Consider the following 19,116-nt stretch of genomic DNA (forward strand, 5'->3'; position numbering starts at 1 on the left):
GACGCGATGACCAACAGCCACACCACCCCGTCACTCGGCAAGGTGAGTCCGACCGAGATCACCGATGTCTTCGCGGCGGTCGTCGAGCCACCACCATCACCGAAGCACGGCTTCTTGAACCGGCTCTACACCGGCACCGGCGCCATCGACGTCATCGGCAAGCGGCGGATGTGGTACTTCATCACCGTCGTGATCGTGTTGATTTCGTTGGGCAGCATGATCTTCCGGGGATTCAACTTCGGTATCGATTTCGAGGGCGGTTCGCGGATCCAGTTCCCGGCCGGGACCGCGACCACCGGCGAGGTCGAGGAGGTCTACCGCAGCGCGATCGGCACCGATCCGGTGTCCGTACAGACCGTCGGCACCGGTGGATCGGCCACGATGCTGATCCGCTCCAAGGCGCTGGACCAGACCCAGGTGGAGGCGCTGAACAACTCGCTGTTCGGCAAGTTCCAGCCGAAGGACAAGAACGGCAATCCGAGCCGGGCCGCGATCAGCACTTCGGACGTCAGCGAGACCTGGGGTGGTCAGATCACCAAGAAGGCGCTCATCGCCCTCGCGGTATTCCTGGTCCTGGTCGCGGTATACATCGCGGTCCGATTCGAGTTCCACATGGCAATCGCGGCACTCGCCGCGCTGGCCTTCGACGTGACCGTGACCGCCGGCGTGTACTCGATCGTCGGATTCGAGGTCACCCCGGCGACGGTCATCGGCATCCTGACCATTCTCGGCTTCTCGCTCTACGACTCGGTGGTGGTCTTCGACAAGGTCGACGAGAACACCCACGGCATCCTGCACCTGACCCGGCGCACCTACGGCGAGCAAGCCAACCTCGCGATCAACCAGACGCTGATGCGCTCGATCAACACCGCGCTGATCGGCATCCTGCCGATCGTCGGCCTGATGGTGATCGCGGTCTGGATGCTCGGCGTCGGTACCCTCAAGGACCTGGCGTTGGTCCAATTGGTCGGCCTGCTGGTCGGCACCTATTCCTCGATATTCTTCGCGACGCCGCTGCTGGTGTCGATCAAAGAGCGCTGGGGACCGGTGGCGGCACACACCAAACGGGTGTTGGCCAAGCGGGCAAACGCGGCCGGCGCCCGCGCCGGCGTCGCGGCCGAGCGCAGGGCCACCATGGCGGCGGGCCGGGACTTCGACGAGTCGCCGCGCAGACAGCGCCCGGCCGGAGCGGCACCCCGGCCCGGCGCCCGGCCGAGCGGGAAACGACCCAAGAGGCGGAACTGACAACAGGCGGAGGGGTTCCATGCGACAGCCACGCAGAGCAGTACGACTGATCGGAGCGCTTGTTGCGGGCACCCTGGCCGCCGGGCCGGTGGTCGGCTGCTCCAGCACGAACCAGGTGCCGTCGATCGGCTATGCGACCGACGCCACCATCGCCAGCTACAACGGCGGCAGTACGCTCGGGGCCGCTTCCGGAGCGCGTGCGGTCTTCGCCCGCGTACTCACCGGTTTCTTCTACACCGGGCCGGACGGCCAGCAGGTCGCCGACACTGACCTGGGCACCGCGAAGGAGGTGCCCGGGGAGGCGCAGACGATCCAGTACCGGCTCAATCCGGACGGTGTGTATTCCGACGGCGTGCCGACTTCGTGTGATGACCTGGTACTCGCCTGGGCCGCTCGGAGCGGGCGATTCACCAAACCAGGTGATCGCGGGCCGCTTCCGCTCTTCGACGCCGCCAGCACCGCGGGCTACTCCGATATCGAGCGGGTCGACTGCCAGACCGGCTCGCGCGATGCCACCGTGGTCTTTCGGCCCGGTCGGCATTACCTGCCCTGGCGCAACCTGTTCACCGCGGGCGAGTTGATGCCGGCGCACGTCGCGGCGCGGGTGGCGAACGTGCCCAATGTGGTGTCCGCCGTGCAGACCGGTGATTCGAACGCCCTCGGCAGGCTCGCCGAATTCTGGAATACCGGCTGGACTATTCCCGCCAGCGGCGATCTGGATCTGTCCCGGTTTCCCTCCTCGGGGCCCTACCGGATCGAATCGTTCAGTAAGGAAGACGGGTTGGTGCTGGTCGCCAACGAGCGCTGGTGGGGAAACAAGGCCGAGACCGGGCGCATCGTGGTCTGGTCCAAGACCGTCGACCTGAAGGAGAAGATCGCCGAAAATGCCGTCGGTGTCGTCGACGTCGGCGCGGGTTCGGTGAAAGACCTCAACTTGGACGGGTTTTCGATGCGCACCGTGGCCGGCCGTGGCGCCGAGCAGCTGGTGCTGGCGACCGGGGGAGTGTTCGGCTCGCTGGACGCTCGCCGGGCGTTCGCGCTGTGTCTGCCGCGGCAGGCACTGTTCGAGAAGCTCGGCAAGGTTCCGGACGCGCCGAAGACCGGGCTCGGCTCCGGCCCGCTGAACGCCCATCTCGTGCAGCAGGATTCGCTGCTGTATCCGGCGGTCATCGGTGCGGCCGACCGTTTCTCCGGCGGTGACGTGACCGGCGCGACCAAGGCGGTCGCCGCGTCGGGTGCGGCGAATCCGACCATCCGCATCGGTTACCTCCGTCCGGACGATCGCCGGGCACAGACCGTCGCCATGATCGCCACGGCGTGCAAGCCGGCAGGCATCACGGTGGTAGACGCGGGATCGCCCGATTTCACCCCCGTTCAGCTCGCCGAGGGGAAGGTCGATGCCGTTCTGGGCAGCACCGCGGCCGTGCCCGGTCCGGCCGGATCGATCGCCGGGGTTGCCGCGACCAGCGCGTTGCGTACCGGTAGCGGGCTCAATGTCGGGCGGTTCGGCAACGGCCGTTACGATGCGATCACCGATCAGCTTGCGGCCGACGACAACTCGACCGCACAGCTGAATCTGCTCACGGATGCCGAAAACCTGCTGTGGGCGGAGCTGCCGAGTATTCCGTTGTTCGCCACCCCGCGCACCATCGCCTTCGGCAAGGGACTGCGTAACGGTATCGCGGGCCCCACCCAAGGGGGGTCCGGGTGGAATATGGATCGGTGGGTGCTCGAGCGGTGATAGACGGTGTGGGTGATGTTCATGGAGAGGTGTCGATGAGGATGAGCAAGCATGCGGCGATCGAGTCCGAAGACGTAGCCGCCGAACGGTCCACCAAGGCCGCCGAGATGGTTGACCAGCTGACCCGTTGGCGCGACGACTTCCCCACTCCCGGTGTACGTTTCGCGGATCTCACCCCCGTTTTCGCCGATGCCGAGGGCTTCCGGGCGGTCGTGGACTGCCTTGCCGGCTGTGCGCCCGACGCCGATCTGGTAGCGGGCGTCGACGCGCGCGGCTTCCTGCTCGGAGCGGGCGTTGCCGCGACTCTCGGCACCGGCGTGCTCGCCGTCCGCAAGGCGGGCAAGCTTCCGCCGCCGGTGATCAACCGGGAGTACAGCCTCGAATACGGCACCGCCGCGCTGGAGATCCCGGCGGACGGTGTCGATCTGCGAGGCCGCCGGATACTGCTGCTGGACGACGTGCTGGCCACCGGCGGCACCCTCGCCGCCGCCGCGGGGCTCTTCCACCAGGCAGGCGCCGAAGTCGTCGCCGCCGCAGTGGTGCTGGAACTGACCTTCCTCAACGGCAGGGACCGGCAAGGGGACTATCCGCTCACCTCGATCGTGCGGGTCTGACAGGGCCCACGAGCGCGCCGTGACGTCGATGGGATGAGAATTTCGGTGGCGCGCGTGGGGGAACTGTGCTTAACCTGTACGAGTCTTGTTCCCGTTGATCGGAGTCATGCCGTTGCTCTTCTGAGGTAGCCATTCGGACGGCCAGCATTCGCGCGCCGTGTATCCGTTGCCACCTCGGGAGCCACGATGACCAATCTTTCTCTTTCCGATCTCACTTTCTCCTGGCCGGATGGCACCCCCGTGTTCGAGGGGCTCGACGCCGTCCTCGGTGTCGATCACATCGGCTTGGTCGGCGACAACGGCGCGGGCAAGTCGACGCTGCTCCGGTTGATCGCCCGTGAACTCGAGCCCGCGCGCGGGTCGATCACGGTCACCGGTCAGCTCGGGTATCTGCGGCAGGACCTGGGTCTCGGCCCGGGACAGCGCGTCGATGCCCTGCTCGGCATCGACGAGGTCCGAAAAGCGTTGCACCGGATAGAATCCGGGACCGTCGCCGAGGTGGATTTCGATATCGTAGGCAATCGCTGGGATGTCGAAGAGCGGGCCGTCGCGCTGTTGGGCAGCCTCGGTCTGCACTACGTCGCCGATTCGGTCGCGCAGCTCGATCGCACACTCGACACCCTGTCCGGCGGCGAGACGGTGCTGCTCGGATTGGTTGCCGAGTTGCTTGCCGAGCCCGATGTGCTGCTGCTGGACGAGCCGACGAACAATCTGGATCGGGTTGCCCGCGAACGACTCTACGAGGTGATCACGCAGTTCTCCGGCACGGTCCTCACGGTCAGCCACGACCGTGAACTGCTGGAGCGGATGTCCGCGATCGCGGAGTTGCGGCACGGCGAACTGCGGCTGTTCGGCGGCAGGTTCAGCGAGTACGAGCGAATTATCGAGACCGAGCAGGAGGCTGCCCGCGCAATGATCCGGGATGCGCGTGGCGACGTGCGCAAGCAGGCGCGTGAGCTCGCGGAGGCGCGCATCAAACTGGATCGCAGGCAGCGCTATGGGCAGAAGATGTGGGATCAGAAGCGGGAGCCGAAAATCGTGATGGGCGAACGCAAGAGGCAGGCGCAGGTGTCGGCGGGCAAGCTGCGCAACAACCACATCGAGAAGCTCGACAACGCCGAAGAGCAGCTCGAGCAGGCGAAGGAGCGTCTGCGCGACGATCGGGAGATCAGGGTCGATCTGCCCGGCACCCGGCTCTACCCCGGCCAGGACGTGATCGTACTGGGCCAGCGGAAACTGGAGTGCGGCCCGACCGTGACATTGCGGGTGTCCGGACCGGAGCGGATCGCGCTGACCGGGCGCAACGGGGTCGGCAAGACCACGCTGCTGCGTTGCCTCGCGGCGGAAGGACCGAAGGTGCCGTGGCGAATGCTGCCGCAGCGCTTGGACGTGTTCGACGAGCAGCGGTCGGTGTTCGAGAATGTGGCCTCGACGGCGCCGCACGCCTCGACGGAGCGGATCAGGACCCAACTCGCCCGCTTCTTGTTCCGTGGCGCGGACGCCGACGTCGCGGTCTCGGCTCTGTCCGGCGGTGAACGTCTGCGGGCCGCGCTGGCGATGCTGCTTCTCGCCGACCCCGCACCGAAGTTGCTGCTGTTGGACGAGCCGACCAACAATCTCGACCTGTCCAGTCTGCGACACCTGACGGAGGCGCTGGCCGGTTTCGCGGGTGCGCTGATCGTGGTCAGCCATGATCAGCGCTTCCTCGACGATATCGGGGTGACTCGGCGGCTGGAGCTCACCGCGGACGGGCTGGCCGAGACCTGGGTGACCTAGGAGGCGATGTCGGCGTCTCGGCCTGCGTCCGTTCGAGTGTCCGCACGCCGACCCGGTGCCGGTCGGGAGGACATCGTCAGTGCCGCGGTGCGTACATGATCACCGCGACGCCGACCAGGCAGATTGTGGTACCGAGGTAGTCCCAGCGGTCGGGGTGGAATTTGTCGACGAGCATGCCCCACGCCAGCGAGCCCGCGACGAACACACCGCCGTAGGCGGATCCGCCCGAAGTTCGGGTCGGGCTGAAAAGTGGCGACGAATCCTTAGGCGCCGAGGGCCAGGACTCCCGCGGCGATCCAGGCGACGCCACGCTGCTCCCGCCAACCCTGCCATACCAGCCAAGCACCACCGATCTCCGCGAGCGCGGCCAAGAGGAACAGCAACAGAGAGCGGCCGACGGTCATACGGCGAAGGTACCCAGCCTGTAGCCGTCGCCACATCCGACGGGAGGGAGTTCGGTGAACGGGCGATGTGCGCCGGCGCACTATCGGGGCCGGCGGAAGTCCGATCCGCCACGGGTATGTCCGTGTGCGGCTGGTGCGGCCCAGCCTGCGTCCAGCAACCCTCGGCCGGATATGACAGCCGCGGCAGACGCCGGCGTCCCCGACCGGGGCCGGATCGCCACCATGGCGGGCGCTTGTAGCCGCAGCTGGAGACACGACGTACTCCGCGTTGTCAGTCGTCGTTCGGCCCGGTAACCCCGGGCTGCCGGGCCACGTTCCGGTGACACATTCCGGGTCCGGCGGCCGCAGGCGGGTCCGATATGTCACGGTTGCTGTGGTGATCGGACTTTCTGCCGACCCGTGCCGGGTGCTCGTCCGTTGCCGCCCGCGCGCGTCCCGTGCCGGCTGATCGGACACGCGCACTCAGGCCGGACTAAAGTTGGTGGTCCGGGCGGCTGCAGCGGTCGGATAGGGTGGTTCGATCGAGGCGCGGAGAGTAGGTGGCATGACTCAGCATCTGGGCGAGGCGAAGGTCGGGCAGTCGGCAGCGGCCCCGCAGTCGAATGGCGCCGCCACTGATGCCGCGCAGCAGAATCCGCAGGCGGCGGAGAGCGCAACGCCCCCGCGGCAGCCCGGCGCCCCCGCTGCCGTCCCGACCTCGGCCTCGCGCCGTGTGCGTGCGCGGCTGGCGCGCCGAATGACCGGTCAGCGCGGCATCGCGGCGGTCAAACCGGTGCTCGAGCCGCTGGCCACCGTGCACCGCGAGCTGTATCCGAAGGCGAACCTGACGTTGCTGCAACGCGCGTTCGACGTCGCCGACGATCGGCACAAGCATCAATTCCGCAAGTCCGGCGACCCGTACATCACCCACCCGCTCGCCGTCGCCAACATCCTGGCCGAACTCGGTATGGACACCACCACGCTGGTGGCCGCGCTACTGCACGACACGGTCGAGGACACCGGCTACAGCCTCGAGCAGCTCACCGAAGACTTCGGCACCGAGGTCGCGCACCTGGTCGACGGCGTCACCAAGTTGGACAAGGTCAACCTCGGCGCGGCCGCCGAGGCGGAGACCATCCGCAAGATGATCATCGCGATGGCGCGCGACCCGCGCGTGCTGGTGATCAAGGTGGCCGACCGGTTGCACAATATGCGCACCATGCGCTTCCTGCCGCCGGAGAAGCAAGCCAAGAAGGCCAAGGAAACCCTGGAAGTCATTGCACCCCTTGCTCATCGTCTCGGCATGGCGACGGTCAAGTGGGAGCTGGAGGACCTCGCCTTCGCGATTTTGCATCCGAAGAAGTACGACGAGATCGTGCGGTTGGTGGCAGACCGTGCGCCCTCACGCGACACCTATCTGGCGAAGGTGCGGGCCGAGATCGTCAACACGCTGGCCGCCTCGCGGATCAACGCGATCGTGGAGGGGCGCCCCAAGCACTACTGGTCGATCTACCAGAAGATGATCGTCAAAGGTAAAGATTTCGACGACATCCACGACCTGGTCGGTATCCGCATCCTCTGTGACGAGGTACGCGACTGCTATGCCGCGGTCGGCGTGGTGCACTCGTTGTGGCAGCCGATGGCGGGCCGGTTCAAGGACTACATCGCCCAACCGCGCTATGGCGTCTACCAGTCGCTGCACACGACCGTGGTCGGTCCGGACGGCAAGCCGCTGGAGGTGCAGATCCGCACGCAGGACATGCACCGCACCGCCGAGTTCGGCATCGCCGCCCACTGGCGCTACAAGGAAACCCGCGGCAAGCACTCCAACGACACCGCCGAGGTCGACGATATGGCGTGGATGCGCCAACTGCTGGACTGGCAGCGTGAGGCGGCGGATCCGGCCGAGTTCCTGGAATCGCTGCGCTTCGACCTGAAATCGCCGGAGATCTTCGTGTTCACGCCGAAGGGCGATGTGATCACGCTGCCGCAGAAGTCGACGCCGGTCGACTTCGCCTATGCCGTGCACACCGAGGTCGGGCACCGCTGCATCGGCGCCAGGGTGAACGGGCGCCTGGTCGCGCTGGAGCGTCAGCTGGAGAACGGCGAGGTCGTCGAGGTGTTCACCTCGAAAGCGCAGAACGCGGGACCGAGTCGCGATTGGCAGAACTTCGTGGTGTCGCCGCGGGCCAAGGCAAAGATTCGGCAATGGTTCGCCAAGGAGCGGCGCGAGGAGGCCCTGGAGAGCGGCAAGGAGCAGATCTCCAAGGAGGTCCGCCGCGTCGGACTACCGTTGCAGCGGCTGATGAGCGTCGATGCGATGACTGCGGTCGCGCACGAACTGCACTACACCGACATCTCCACGCTCTACACCGCCGTCGGCGAGCATCAAGTCTCCGCGCACCACGTGGTGCAGCGGCTGATGGCTCAACTCGGCGGCATCGGCGACGTGGAAAACGAACTGGCCGAGCGTTCCACGCCGTCGACGACGCCGAGCAGGCAGCGGGTCACCGGCGACGCGGGCGTGCTGATCCCCGGAGCGCCCGGCACCGTCGCCAAGCTGGCGAAGTGCTGCACCCCGGTACCCGGCGACGAGATCATGGGTTTCGTGACCCGTGGTGGTGCGGTGAGTGTGCACCGCACCGACTGCACCAACGCGGGCTCGCTGCGCGACCAGGCCGAACGGATCATCGAGGTGTCCTGGGCGCCCTCGCCGTCCTCGGTGTTCCTGGTCGCCATCCAGATCGAGGCATTGGACCGTACCCGGCTGCTGTCGGACGTGACGAAGGTGCTGGCCGACGAGAAGGTGAACATCTTGTCCGCATCGGTCGCCACGCACGGCGACCGGGTGGCGATCAGCAAGTTCACCTTCGAGATGGGCGACCCGAAACACCTGGGGCACTTGCTGAATGTGGTACGGAACGTCGAGGGCGTCTACGACGTCTATCGCGTCACCTCCGCGGCCTGACCGGCGGACATCTGCCTCCCTTTCTGGTAGCCGTGAACTAGCCAGAAAGCTCGAGGGCTCGAGCCCGGTCGGGTAGGGCGCCGGCGAAATCGCCTCCGCCCGAGCCGGTCGGAAACTTGTCGGACCGTATCGCGCGGCGTGCCATAGCGTGTCGCGTGTGAACCGATGTTTCGTGGAAGATTTCCGCCGATGCGGCAGCTAGATCCGGAATCTGTTACGGTCTATTGCGTTTCATGGTGTTGAGGGTAGTTGCGGCAAACACGACTTGATTGCGGATTGCTATGACTGGATGTTCGGCAGGGTTCTCGGGGATGCTGGTCGCACTCGCCGTAACTGTGGCGACCGCCGGAACAGCGGTAGCGGAGCCGCCGAATCCCGCAGGCCCCTCGACAAAGATCGAACTCGCCACTTGTCCTGCGCTGTACGCGTTGGGGGTTCAGGGAACCGGTGAGTCGTCGCCGGACGCCGCCCCCACCACGGACACCGGCATGCTCTCGACGGTGTTCCGGCCGATGCTGGCCAGGGCCGCCGATCCGGGTCTGGTCGATCGGGCTTATGTGCCCTATGAATCCGGCTTCGGCGGTGCGACGGCAGGAAGTGCTGTGCCGTATTCCGAGTCGGTGACCGGCGGCCTCGCCCGCCTGCGGACCATGGCCGCTGCTGTTGCCGACACGTGCCCGAACACGCGCTTCGCGGTGGTCGGATACTCGCAGGGCGCGCACGTCGCGTCGGTGTTCGCGCAGGAGGTCGGTCAGGGTCACGGCGTGCTGCCCGCTGAGAAGGTCGCGGCGGTAGCGCTGTTCGCCGACCCGACCCGCAATTCCGGGGCGCCACTGTTCCCCGGCGCACCCGGCAAGGCGACACCGGATGCCGCGCCGGGCACGTCGGGCGGGCGGCTCGCCTCCATCGTCGCTCTGCCGGGGGTGCCGGCCAGTGGTGGAGGCATCGGCCCGGAACGCGACAGGGCAGTCGATTTCGGCGCGCTCACCGGACGTGTGGCCAGCTTCTGTGCGGCGGGCGATCTCGCATGCGATGCCCCGGCTGGTGCTCCGATCCTGGGAGCGGTCGCCAACCTGGTCGGCCAGTCCAGACTGAGCGGTGGTGACCCGATCGCCTCGCTGGTGTCGATCGCGCAGGCGCTGGCGTTCACCTCGATCAAGACCGCGACCGAGGTGGTCGACGAGGACATCCAGGGCAATTCGCTGGCTACCTTGTCGATCTCGCCGCGGAAGTCGATTTCACAACGTCTCGCCGACGCGTCCGACCCGCGCACCCCGCTCGATCTGCCCGGCGCGTTGCAAGCCCTGCTGAAGGTCGGCATGATCGGTCTGAACGCGGTGGCAACGGTGGTCAAGACGATCATTGATCCGGCCGCTGTGTCGGCGCTGGCGACTGCCGGCTTGTCGAATCCACCCGCCGTGTTGCTGCGACTCGGCACCGAACTGTCCGACGCTACCCCGCAGCTGATTCCGCCGACGACGGGCGTTCGGCTGGTCGCTCAGGCGTTCGACGCGGTCGTGCAGAACATCACCGACAACAGCGAGTTGCTGAACACGACCGCCTGGGTGCGGTACTGGGACACCATCCGGCGCCACGGCGCCTACGCGAGCGCGACCGTCGCGGCCAATGGCGAATCGCCCACCCAGTTCGTCGCCGCCTGGTTCGCCGCCGCGGCCCGCGATGTGGCCGACCGGTTCGGCGGCAACGCCGAGCCACGAGGCGCGGCGGCCAGGCGGCCGACCGGATTCTTCGGGGACAGCTCCGGCGCGTCGCCGACGCCGAGTTCGTCCGGTACGGGACAATTTCCGTTTGGGACAGGAGCCGATGGCGCCTCATCCGGAGGCGTGACGTCGATTCCGCCCACCGATCGATCCGGCACATCCAGCACCTACCCGTTCTCCAACTGATCGCCGAGAGGGTCCGACGATGCGACACCACGTACCCGGCTCTGCGGGAATGGGGGAATGTTGAAGTCGTACAAACAACTTTCCCGTTGGTACGGCGCCCTCGAGCCGGACAAGGGCGCGCCGGAACCAGTGCACCCGGGTGCGGCTGACTCCGGGAAGGAGGACGACGAGCCCGCACGCAATCCGCGTTCTATCCGCGAAGACGACGAGCCGCGGCGCGGCCCATCCGATGACATCCCGACAGATCTCCCCGCGCAGCGCAGCGAGTTCATCGGCGGTTGGTCGGATTGGGTGGCCGGTCGCGCCCCTGGCCCGGACGACCATTACGTCGTCGCGCGGCAGGTCGGTTTCGCACAGTTGCCGTGGACCGACGACGAGCACGACCAAGGGGATCAGGCCCGTCCGCCGGTGTCCCGCGCGCCGCGCCGAGCCGTCCGCGAGCGTGCGCCCGCGCGCCGGGCTCGGGCGGTTGTCGTCCTGATCGCCGCGGTGGTGCTGCTCGGCGCGGCCGGTCTGTGCGTCCTGTTCTTGATGCGTTCCTCCGGCAACCGAGCCGCGGCGCCGAAGGATTCGCTCGTGCCCACCTCGGTGCAGTTCACCGCCGGCAGCGCGCGGGCCGGCGTCGGTGCGCGCCCGGCCGCTGGCGGCGCCTGCCCGACCGAGCGCAGCGACGCGATCGTACGCAGCGCGGAGGCGGGTGGTACGGACTCGGGGCCGGATGCGGTGCTGTCGTTCCAGTACGCCTATTACGTCGAGCGTTCCGGTGCGAGGGCCCGGGAGGTCGTCGCCCCGGATGCCGCCGTTCAGCCGGCCGGGGTCATCCAGCGCGGCATCGACACAGTGCCCGTAGGGACCGCGCATTGCGTGCGGATCGTGACGATCGGCGACAACCGGTATTCGGTGGAGGTCACCGAGTACCGGATGGGCGGCATTCCCTCGACGTACAACAAGCAGACGGTCACCACAGCGGTGATCGGCGGCCGCACGTTGATCACGGGCATCGTGGCCGGATAAAGGAGAGCAGAAGCGATGGGAGAGGACTGGAGCCGCTGGCTCGACGAGGCGCCCGAAGAGGGCGAATCGTCGGGTCGGCCGGTGCGCTCCAAGGCTCCGGTAGTGCGATTGCGGCGCGGTAAAGATGACGGTTCCGGGGCGGAACAGCCACTACAGCGCCCGATTCTGGTGGTTGGCGGGTGCGGTGGTGCGGGTACCACCACAACGGTGCTCGGAATCGCGGGTGAGCTCGGTATGGACGGCACGACGACGGTCGCGGTGGACGCGACGGCAGCGGGTAGTGATCTCGCGCTGCGCGGTGCGGATGAGCATCTGCACCCGATCAGCCTGCAGTCGTGGTTGTACGGACGTGGGGGCGATGAACCCGCGCCGTTGAAAGAATGCCTGTCGCGTGCCACCTCGGGCATCGGCCTGCTGTGGCGCGACGCTGAGCCGCTGCGCAGGCGTGCGACATACCTCACGGTCGCCCGCGCCGTGCGCGACGCGGGGTATACGGCGGTGTACGACGGAGGAACCCCGATTGCGGGTAGGCAGCTGCGTCCCCTGCTCGACGATGCGGATGTTGCTCTGGTGCTGGTGATTCCGGCGCGCACCGACGCGGCCAACCGGCTCCGCGTCGCCTTGGAATGGCTCGACGACCAGTTTGGTGATACCGCCGTTGGGCAGGGGAGCGGCATTGTCGGTGATACGACAATTGTTGTCTCGCACCAGTATCCGGACGGCGAGTCGCGGGTAGCCGATCATTTGCGAGAGCATCTTTCGGGCTGGGTCCGCGACATCGAAGAAGTACCGTACGATCCGCATCTGGCCCGCGGTGAACTCGTCCGGCACGAGTCACTCGCCGCCGAGACACGACGGGCATATCGGCGGCTGCTCGCCGGGGTGGCATCATGACCGCCGCCATGATGTATCCACGCCAGCCCGAACCCGCGCCCGCCGGTGTGATCGCCCCACCGGAGTCCCGTCGCGCCGCCATCTGGGATCGCCCGGTGCCTGGTGTCGGCCGTGCTCCGCTGGTGTGGCTACTGGGTGTGCACGGTGGTGCCGGAGCCAGTACCCTCGCGCATGTGCTTGCGCCCGCGGCGGATTCGGGCCGCCGCTGGCCCGGCGTCTTCGACCGCGAAAGTCCGTTCGTCGTCCTGATCGCCAGGGAGACCATCGCCGGGCTGACTCGCGCCCATGACCTTCTGCGCCAGCATCTTTCCGGCTTGGCCGGTCCCTCCGACGTGCTCGGGTTGATCACCATCGCGGCGCGACCCGGCCGGATCGCCCCCGAGATCCGGCGTTACCGCGACGTGGTCGGCTCGTTGTCCGGACAGCTGTGGCAGGTGCCCTGGTACGAGGAGTGGACGTTGGTCGAACCGGAGCAGTTGCCGGTGTGGTCGCCCGGTGACCCGCTGCCGCAGAAGAAACGCAAGCTCGATCCATTGGAGGAAGTACCGCTCGATGTCCGGATGCTCGGCGCCGACATCGTGGCGGCGGCTCGGACGGCGCTGGAGGAGGCGACATTCGACTATCAGGCACCGGACCTCGGGAGGCGGGCCGATCAGTGAACGTACGTGTCGAATCGGCCACAACCACACCACTATTCGAGAAAGGCATCCGATGAGCATGATCCTCCTCGCCGTGCAGGACACGTACGGCACCGTTCTCGCGCAAGTCGGTAACCCGACGCCTGAGGCTCCGCCCGGATCGGAGAAGATTCTGCAGCTGGTGCGTTATCTCACCTGGTTCGTCCTACTGTCCGGAATCTGCGGCATCACCTACGCGGGCGGCAAATTCGCGTGGGAGAAGTGGACCGGCGGCGGTCTGGAGTCACCGAAGATGGTGGCGGGTGCCATGATCGGTGGTGTCGTCGCGACCAGCGCGGGCACCATCATGAACGCGGTCATCGGCACCTGATGTCCGCGATGAACAGCGTGCGTGTGCCCGCAGCCGAGCTGCTGGCCTACAAGCAGATGCCCGCCGATGTCCTAGCACCGCTCATGCAGCTGTTGAACTGGCTGCTGTGGTTCGTGCTGTTGGTGTGCCTGGCCTGGATGATCGTGTCGGCAGGCAAGCTGTGGATCGCGTTCCGCAGCGATCTGGCCATGAACGACTCCTCGCACGGCGTGCTGATGAGCTTGCTCGGTGCCACGGTGGCGAGTACGGCGTCGGGAATCGCCCTGGCGTTCCTGCCTGCGTGAGCCATCGGAACGGGACGAGGACGACGCGGGATGAATTCCACAGTGATGCGGTCGAACGACGCCATGACATCGTCGCCGGTCTGCCGCCGCCCGACAGCCGGAGTGGTCGGTGTCGCGCTGCTGCTGACAGCGGTCGGGTGTGGCTGTGACGACGACACGACGGGCCCTGACCTGACCGCGGCGCCGACCGACGTGCGGTGGCAGCCGTTTCAGGGCGTGCCACTGCCACAGACCGGACAGGGGCCCGAGTCGATGGCCGAGGGCGCCGCAACCGGTTTCGAGCACTCGCCGCGAGGCGCGGGCGTTGCCGCACTGACCCATTCGGTGCGGTTGGCGGTGTCCACGGATGCGCAATGGGCGAAAGTGGCCGCGCAGGAACTGGTTCCGGGTCCGGCGAAGGACGAGTGGGCGGTGAACCGGATGCAGTTGTCGATCACGGGTCCGGCCGGGCCCGAGTTCGCACCGCGCCTTCTCGGCTACCAGATCACCAGTTATACCGATCAGCGGTCCACCGTCGATGTGTTCACCGAGTACTCCGACAGTTCGAAGGCGGTGAACCACACGACCGTCGAATGGTTCGCCGGCGACTGGAGATTACAGCTGCCCGACCCGAATTCGATCGCCCGACCTATCGATTCGATCGACGCATTACCCACCGACATCGTGAAACTGGAGGCACCGACGTGAGCGACAAGGAGCCGTACGCGGGCGATCGCGTCTCCTTCGGTGTCGTCGCGTCCGCCGCCGTGCTGGCGCTCATCGTGATCGTGGGGATTTTCGTCTTCGTCGGTCGCGATGATGACAGCCTGGAAGGCCCCCCAGCGGCCGCAGGTGGTTCCGGCGGCGTCGGATTCGCCTCGCCCGAGGTCGACATCCTCGGCAGGCGCGTGGATATTCCGAACAATGCTGCCGGACAACCCCTTCCGCAGGAGCCGTCGCGGCAACGTAAGCCGGCCGACTCGGATTGGCTGACCGCCGCCCCGGAAGGCACCACGGCGCAATACGGCTGGCAGCGGGTGTACGGCGCCTCCGTGCCGTTCTCCACCTCCGACGGGCCGACCCGTATCGAAGACGACCTGGCCGTCGGGTACTCGCACACGCCGCAGGGCGCGGTGCTGGCTGCCGCACAGATCACCTATCGGCTCAACGCTCGTCCGGCCGACCGCGATCTGTATGTGCGACAGGTCCGGGTTTCCGCCCAGCAGATCGCCGCGTACGACAAGGCGCTGGCCGATGATCGCCTGCCCGAACAGCAGCCCGAGAAGGTGACCCGCTACTTCGTCGCCTCCGACGCGTTCAAAGTGGACGACTACGCCGACGATCTCGCCATCGTCCGCCTGGCCACCCGGGGACCGGTGGTGGACGGTAAGCAGCTGTGGGCCGCGACGCGCCTGGTCATGGTGTGGGACTCGGGAGACTGGCGGTTGAAGCCCGCAACCACCAACAACGCCCAGACCGCATACATCGAGTCGTTGCAGGGGTGGACGAAATGGTAAGCGGGAAGAAATATTCTGGACGCGCTTCGCTCGCACTGAAGGGCGGCGGCGCTGTGCTGGCCGTGGCGGTTGTCGTGATTGTCACCGTGGTCGTTATGGGGGACAGAGCTTCTCGGGGTGACCAGGCATCGACGGTGGACCCGATCTCACAGCCGGTGCCGGTAGCGCCGACCGTCGCAGCGGGCTTTGCCGGAACCGATAAGGACTCGTTCGGTCATGCGTTCGATATCCCGAAAGAACCTGCTGGACAGGCACTTTCGCAGTCCGGAATACCGCGCACCCCAGCCGATCCGGAATGGCTGACCGCGGCCCCCGGGGGATCGGATCAGCAGGGTGGCTGGCAGCAGGTGTACGGCGGCCCGGTGATCCCGTTCTCGACTACCGATGGTCCAGCGCGCATAGCCGACGGTGTGCCACTGGGATTCACGAAGACTCCGCAGGGAGCCGTGCTCGCCGCCGAACAGATTTACTGGCGAACAGTGGCGCGTCCGACCGACCGGACGCTGTGGCAGCAGTTGGTGGTCCTCACGCCGGAGCAACTCGCCGACCGGGAGCGAAAGATTGCCGAGGGCAAGGTGCCCAACGTGCTGCCGGAGAGTGCCAAGCCCTTGTTGTTCGCGTCCGACGCATTCCGAATCGAAAGTTATGGTGACGATTTCGCTGTTGTTCGAATCGCCCGTAAGACCCGTGACTTTTTGCACGGCGGGCGTAGTTGGGTGGCCATGAGACTCAACGTGGTCTGGCGCGACGGTGCCTGGAAACTCAAGTCGTCGGCGAGTGACGCGCAGCCGCTCGAGACGATCGGCTCGATCGATGGGTGGACACGATGGTGAGGCGACTAGTCACAATCTTCGCGGTCATCTTTACGGTGATGATCGCGACGCCAACTGTGGCCTATGGTCAGACCTACGGCTTCGACGAGACGTGTGACGACATCCACGACACGCTGGACAACGTCGGACTGCCGGGGTTCTCCCTCGGTGATGCCGCATCGGCCGCATGCAAGGCGGGTAACGCCGCCTCGCACCCCGGTCAGGCGGCAACCGCGGTCAAGGACAAGGCATGGGACTCGACCTTCGGCAAGGTGGTCGACTCGCTGATGAACGGTCTCGGCGAGGCCATCATCCTGGCCTTGACCTTTTGGATGAAGGTACCCAACGAGGCGGTCAGCGACTCGGGTTCACTGTTCACCAAGATCAATGACTACACCTATCAAGCGCAGATTTTATTGCTGATAGCGTCGGTGATCCTGTCGGGCGCGCGATTGGCCGAGGCCAGACGGGGCGCCACGATGAACGAGGCGGCCGAGTCGTTCCGGATGTTCGCGCGCGTGGTGTTCAGTTCGTGGATGCTCGGCGCGGTGATCGTCGCGGGGACCCAGGCCTCGGATCGCTTTTCGGAGTGGATCATCAACGACTCGACCAATGGCAACGCCAAAGACCTGGCCGAGCTGATGGTGAAAACCAGTAAGCTGCAGGCGTTCTCGCCGGGCTTGGTGCTGATCATCGCGATCGTCGGCGTGCTCGGCGCGCTGGCGCAGATCGTGCTGGCCATCGTGCGCCAGGGTCTGCTGGTGATCGCCGCCGGTGTCCTGCCGCTGGCGGCCGCCGCGTCGGGTATGAACGTGGGTAAGCAGTCGTATCAAAAGCTGATCGGCTGGATCATCGCGTTCATGCTGTGGAAACCGGTGGCGGCGATCGTGTACATGATCGCGTTCACCACGGCGGGCCACGTGGATGCGCTCACCGAGACCGGTGGTCTGCCGGACGGTGAGCAGGCGCAGCGCATGCTGGTCGCGATTGTGCTGCTGTGCAGCGTGGCGTTCGTGCTGCCCGCGCTGATGCGGTTGGTCACGCCTGCCGTGGCGATTGTGGGCAGCGGCGGTTCCGGTCTCACTGCGACCGGTGGCACCTTGATTGCCGTTGCGGGTCTCGGTGCCATGGGAACCAAGGCCGTCGGCGTCAAGAGCACCGCGGCGCCGGGTGCGGCGGGCTACGTGAGTGGCAGCGGAACGGGCCCGCGTCCCGGTGGGGCCGGCGGACCGCGCGGCGGCGCGCCACGGCCGACCCCCCCGCGGGGTGGTGGCGGTGGGCAGGGCGGCGCGGCTCCGCGCGCCTCCGGGCCCGGGGGCGCCGCCGGAGTACCGTCCGGAGCGGGCAGGGCGGCAGGCCGGATCGGCGCGGCGCGTGCCGCCAGCGGCGGCCTGAACCGGGCCGACCAAGCCATGGGTGACGTCGCGGGCGACCGCTGGGCGAACCGGTCACCCGACCTCGGGAGGAGCACCATTCCGCGATGACATTCACCGATACCTACGAGCGGCGCTCGTACGGACTCTGGCAGAAGCCGCGCAGCGCAGGTCTTTTCGGCCTGCGGTGGGAGGAGACCGTGCTCGGCTTCGGGGTCGTGATCACGGCGCTGATCACCGCGATGGTCGGTGGCTTCCAATGGGGGGTGATCGTCGGCGGCACAGGTGTCGTCGTGATGGTGCCACTGGTGTGGCGGACGGGGGGCCGTTCGGGCTACGAGACGGGATTGATGATGTTCAACTGGATGCGCTCGCGCAGTCGCGGCGAGCACGTGTACCGGGGTGGCAGGTTCTCCCGAATCCCGGGCGGTGTCACCCGATTGCCCGGTCTGCTCGCGCCCTCCAAACTCTACGAGGGCATCGACGCGGGCGGCTACAGCTTCGGCATGATCCACCTCCCACAGTTCGCGCAGTACACGGTGGTGTTGCGCGCGTGGCCGCAGGGCCATGAGGCGGTGGACCAGCCGGTCATCGATCGGTGGGTTTCGGCATGGGGTACTTTTCTGGCCTCGGTCGGTCAGACCAGTGACATCATCGCCGTTGTCCCGGTCATCGATACTGTGCCCGAGACCGGAAACCGTTTGCTCACCGAGGTTTCCACGATCACCCGGCCGGAGGCTCCGGAGCTGGCTCAGCAGGTGATGTACGAGCTGGCGACCGAACTGCCGCAGGAGCGGGTGCAGTTGCTGCCGCGCGTGGCGATCACCTTCAAGGCCACTACCGCCGAGCGACGGAAGAACCCGGCCGAGGAGGCCGTCGAGATCGGCCGGCGGCTGCCGGGCATCTGTGCCGCGCTGGCGGAGGCGGGCGTGCGGGCGCAGCCGATGTCGGCCGACGAGGTGATCTCGTTCATTCGGCGCAGTTACGACCCTGCCTCGCAGGCCGATCTGGAAGTCGCGGCGAGCGCACCCGAGGGCCACGGGTTGGACTGGGCGGACGCCGGACCGGTCTCGCACGATGAGAAGTGGGACCACCTGCTGCACGACGGTGGCCGATCGGTCACCTGGGAGATGGACGCCGCGCCGGAGGGCGCGGTCGACGAGCGGGTGCTGCAGCGACTGCTCGCGCCGAATCCCGAAGTGCCGCGTAAACGTATCGCCATTGTGTACCGTCCGCACTCGGCCGCCGACGCCGCCGAGATCGTGGACGACGACTTCAAGAACGCACTGGTGGCCCAGCAGAGCGAACGTGGTGTGGTGTCCGCGGCGGCGACTCTGCGGGTGGGCGCCACCCAGCAGGCCCGAGAGGAGCAGGCCAGGGGTCACGGTGTGACCCGCTTCGGAGCGCTGGTGACCATCACCGAGCCCCTGCGCGGCGACCTGCCGCGTATCGAAGCCATCACGCGCGACCTGTCGACGCAGGCGCGCTTGAAGATTCGGCGGTGTTACCGCTACCAAGCGGCGGCCTTCGCGGCTTCGCTGGGTTGCGGGGTGATCCTGCCGGAACACGCGACAATTCCCAAGGCACTGGCGGGGTGAGCG

The 19,116-nt window shown here is 67.0% G+C and carries 16 protein-coding genes and 1 pseudogene; 16 read left to right on the forward strand and 1 reads right to left on the reverse strand.

Going from position 1 to position 19,116, the window contains the following annotated elements; genetic code table 11:
* Positions 1-6 precede the first annotated feature (6 nt).
* From secF to AB0B25_RS05590, 4 genes are all read left to right on the forward strand, one after another.
* Positions 7-1,245, forward strand: a complete 1,239-nt coding sequence (gene secF / locus AB0B25_RS05575; RefSeq protein ID WP_357175166.1) for a protein translocase subunit SecF — start codon at positions 7-9, stop codon at positions 1,243-1,245.
* Between the two features lie 19 nt (positions 1,246-1,264).
* Positions 1,265-2,986 carry an ABC transporter substrate-binding protein gene (locus AB0B25_RS05580; protein WP_357175169.1) on the forward strand — a complete coding sequence of 574 codons (1,722 nt, stop codon included), beginning with the start codon at positions 1,265-1,267 and terminating at the stop codon, positions 2,984-2,986.
* A gap of 41 nt (positions 2,987-3,027) precedes the next feature.
* A complete protein-coding gene (locus tag AB0B25_RS05585) occupies positions 3,028-3,600 on the forward strand; it encodes an adenine phosphoribosyltransferase (RefSeq protein ID WP_357175171.1) in 573 nt (190 codons plus the stop codon).
* 186 nt (positions 3,601-3,786) lie between these two features.
* Entirely contained in the window at positions 3,787-5,376 is a 1,590-nt protein-coding gene (locus AB0B25_RS05590) for an ATP-binding cassette domain-containing protein (protein ID WP_357175174.1), read from the forward strand.
* A gap of 76 nt (positions 5,377-5,452) precedes the next feature.
* Here the strand turns inward: AB0B25_RS05590 and AB0B25_RS05595 are convergent.
* Positions 5,453-5,780 (reverse strand): annotated as a pseudogene (locus AB0B25_RS05595) (YnfA family protein).
* A gap of 544 nt (positions 5,781-6,324) precedes the next feature.
* Between AB0B25_RS05595 and AB0B25_RS05600 the strand changes: the two are divergent.
* From AB0B25_RS05600 to AB0B25_RS05655, 12 genes are all read left to right on the forward strand, one after another.
* Positions 6,325-8,727, forward strand: coding sequence for a RelA/SpoT family protein (locus tag AB0B25_RS05600; RefSeq protein WP_357175176.1), 2,403 nt, complete (start codon positions 6,325-6,327; stop codon positions 8,725-8,727).
* A gap of 311 nt (positions 8,728-9,038) precedes the next feature.
* Positions 9,039-10,634, forward strand: coding sequence for a cutinase family protein (locus AB0B25_RS05605; RefSeq protein ID WP_357175179.1), 1,596 nt, complete (start codon positions 9,039-9,041; stop codon positions 10,632-10,634).
* A gap of 57 nt (positions 10,635-10,691) precedes the next feature.
* Positions 10,692-11,648, forward strand: coding sequence for a hypothetical protein (locus AB0B25_RS05610; protein WP_357175182.1), 957 nt, complete (start codon positions 10,692-10,694; stop codon positions 11,646-11,648).
* A 15-nt stretch (positions 11,649-11,663) separates the two neighbouring features.
* Positions 11,664-12,542, forward strand: a complete 879-nt coding sequence (locus AB0B25_RS05615; RefSeq protein ID WP_357175185.1) for a hypothetical protein — start codon at positions 11,664-11,666, stop codon at positions 12,540-12,542.
* Complete coding sequence (locus AB0B25_RS05620) at positions 12,539-13,201, forward strand: hypothetical protein (protein ID WP_357175187.1); 663 nt, start codon at positions 12,539-12,541, stop codon at positions 13,199-13,201. The genes AB0B25_RS05615 and AB0B25_RS05620 overlap by 4 nt, the downstream gene beginning before the upstream one ends.
* A gap of 52 nt (positions 13,202-13,253) precedes the next feature.
* Entirely contained in the window at positions 13,254-13,550 is a 297-nt protein-coding gene (locus AB0B25_RS05625) for a hypothetical protein (protein ID WP_040692318.1), read from the forward strand.
* Positions 13,550-13,834, forward strand: coding sequence for a hypothetical protein (locus AB0B25_RS05630; RefSeq protein WP_357175190.1), 285 nt, complete (start codon positions 13,550-13,552; stop codon positions 13,832-13,834). Before AB0B25_RS05625 ends, AB0B25_RS05630 begins: the two co-directional genes overlap by 1 nt.
* Before the next feature lie 30 nt (positions 13,835-13,864).
* Positions 13,865-14,521 (forward strand): hypothetical protein, encoded by a 657-nt coding sequence (locus tag AB0B25_RS05635; protein ID WP_357175192.1) that lies wholly within the window; start codon positions 13,865-13,867, stop codon positions 14,519-14,521.
* Entirely contained in the window at positions 14,518-15,330 is an 813-nt protein-coding gene (locus tag AB0B25_RS05640) for a hypothetical protein (protein ID WP_357175195.1), read from the forward strand. Before AB0B25_RS05635 ends, AB0B25_RS05640 begins: the two co-directional genes overlap by 4 nt.
* Positions 15,331-15,425: 95 nt before the next feature.
* Positions 15,426-16,163 (forward strand): hypothetical protein, encoded by a 738-nt coding sequence (locus tag AB0B25_RS05645; protein ID WP_357175198.1) that lies wholly within the window; start codon positions 15,426-15,428, stop codon positions 16,161-16,163.
* A gap of 38 nt (positions 16,164-16,201) precedes the next feature.
* Positions 16,202-17,626 (forward strand): hypothetical protein, encoded by a 1,425-nt coding sequence (locus tag AB0B25_RS05650; RefSeq protein WP_357175200.1) that lies wholly within the window; start codon positions 16,202-16,204, stop codon positions 17,624-17,626.
* Entirely contained in the window at positions 17,623-19,113 is a 1,491-nt protein-coding gene (locus AB0B25_RS05655; RefSeq protein WP_357175202.1) for an SCO6880 family protein, read from the forward strand. Before AB0B25_RS05650 ends, AB0B25_RS05655 begins: the two co-directional genes overlap by 4 nt.
* Positions 19,114-19,116: the final 3 nt, after the last annotated feature.

The sequence above is a fragment of the Nocardia sp. NPDC049190 genome (assembly GCF_040648115.1).
Taxonomy (GTDB): domain Bacteria; phylum Actinomycetota; class Actinomycetes; order Mycobacteriales; family Mycobacteriaceae; genus Nocardia.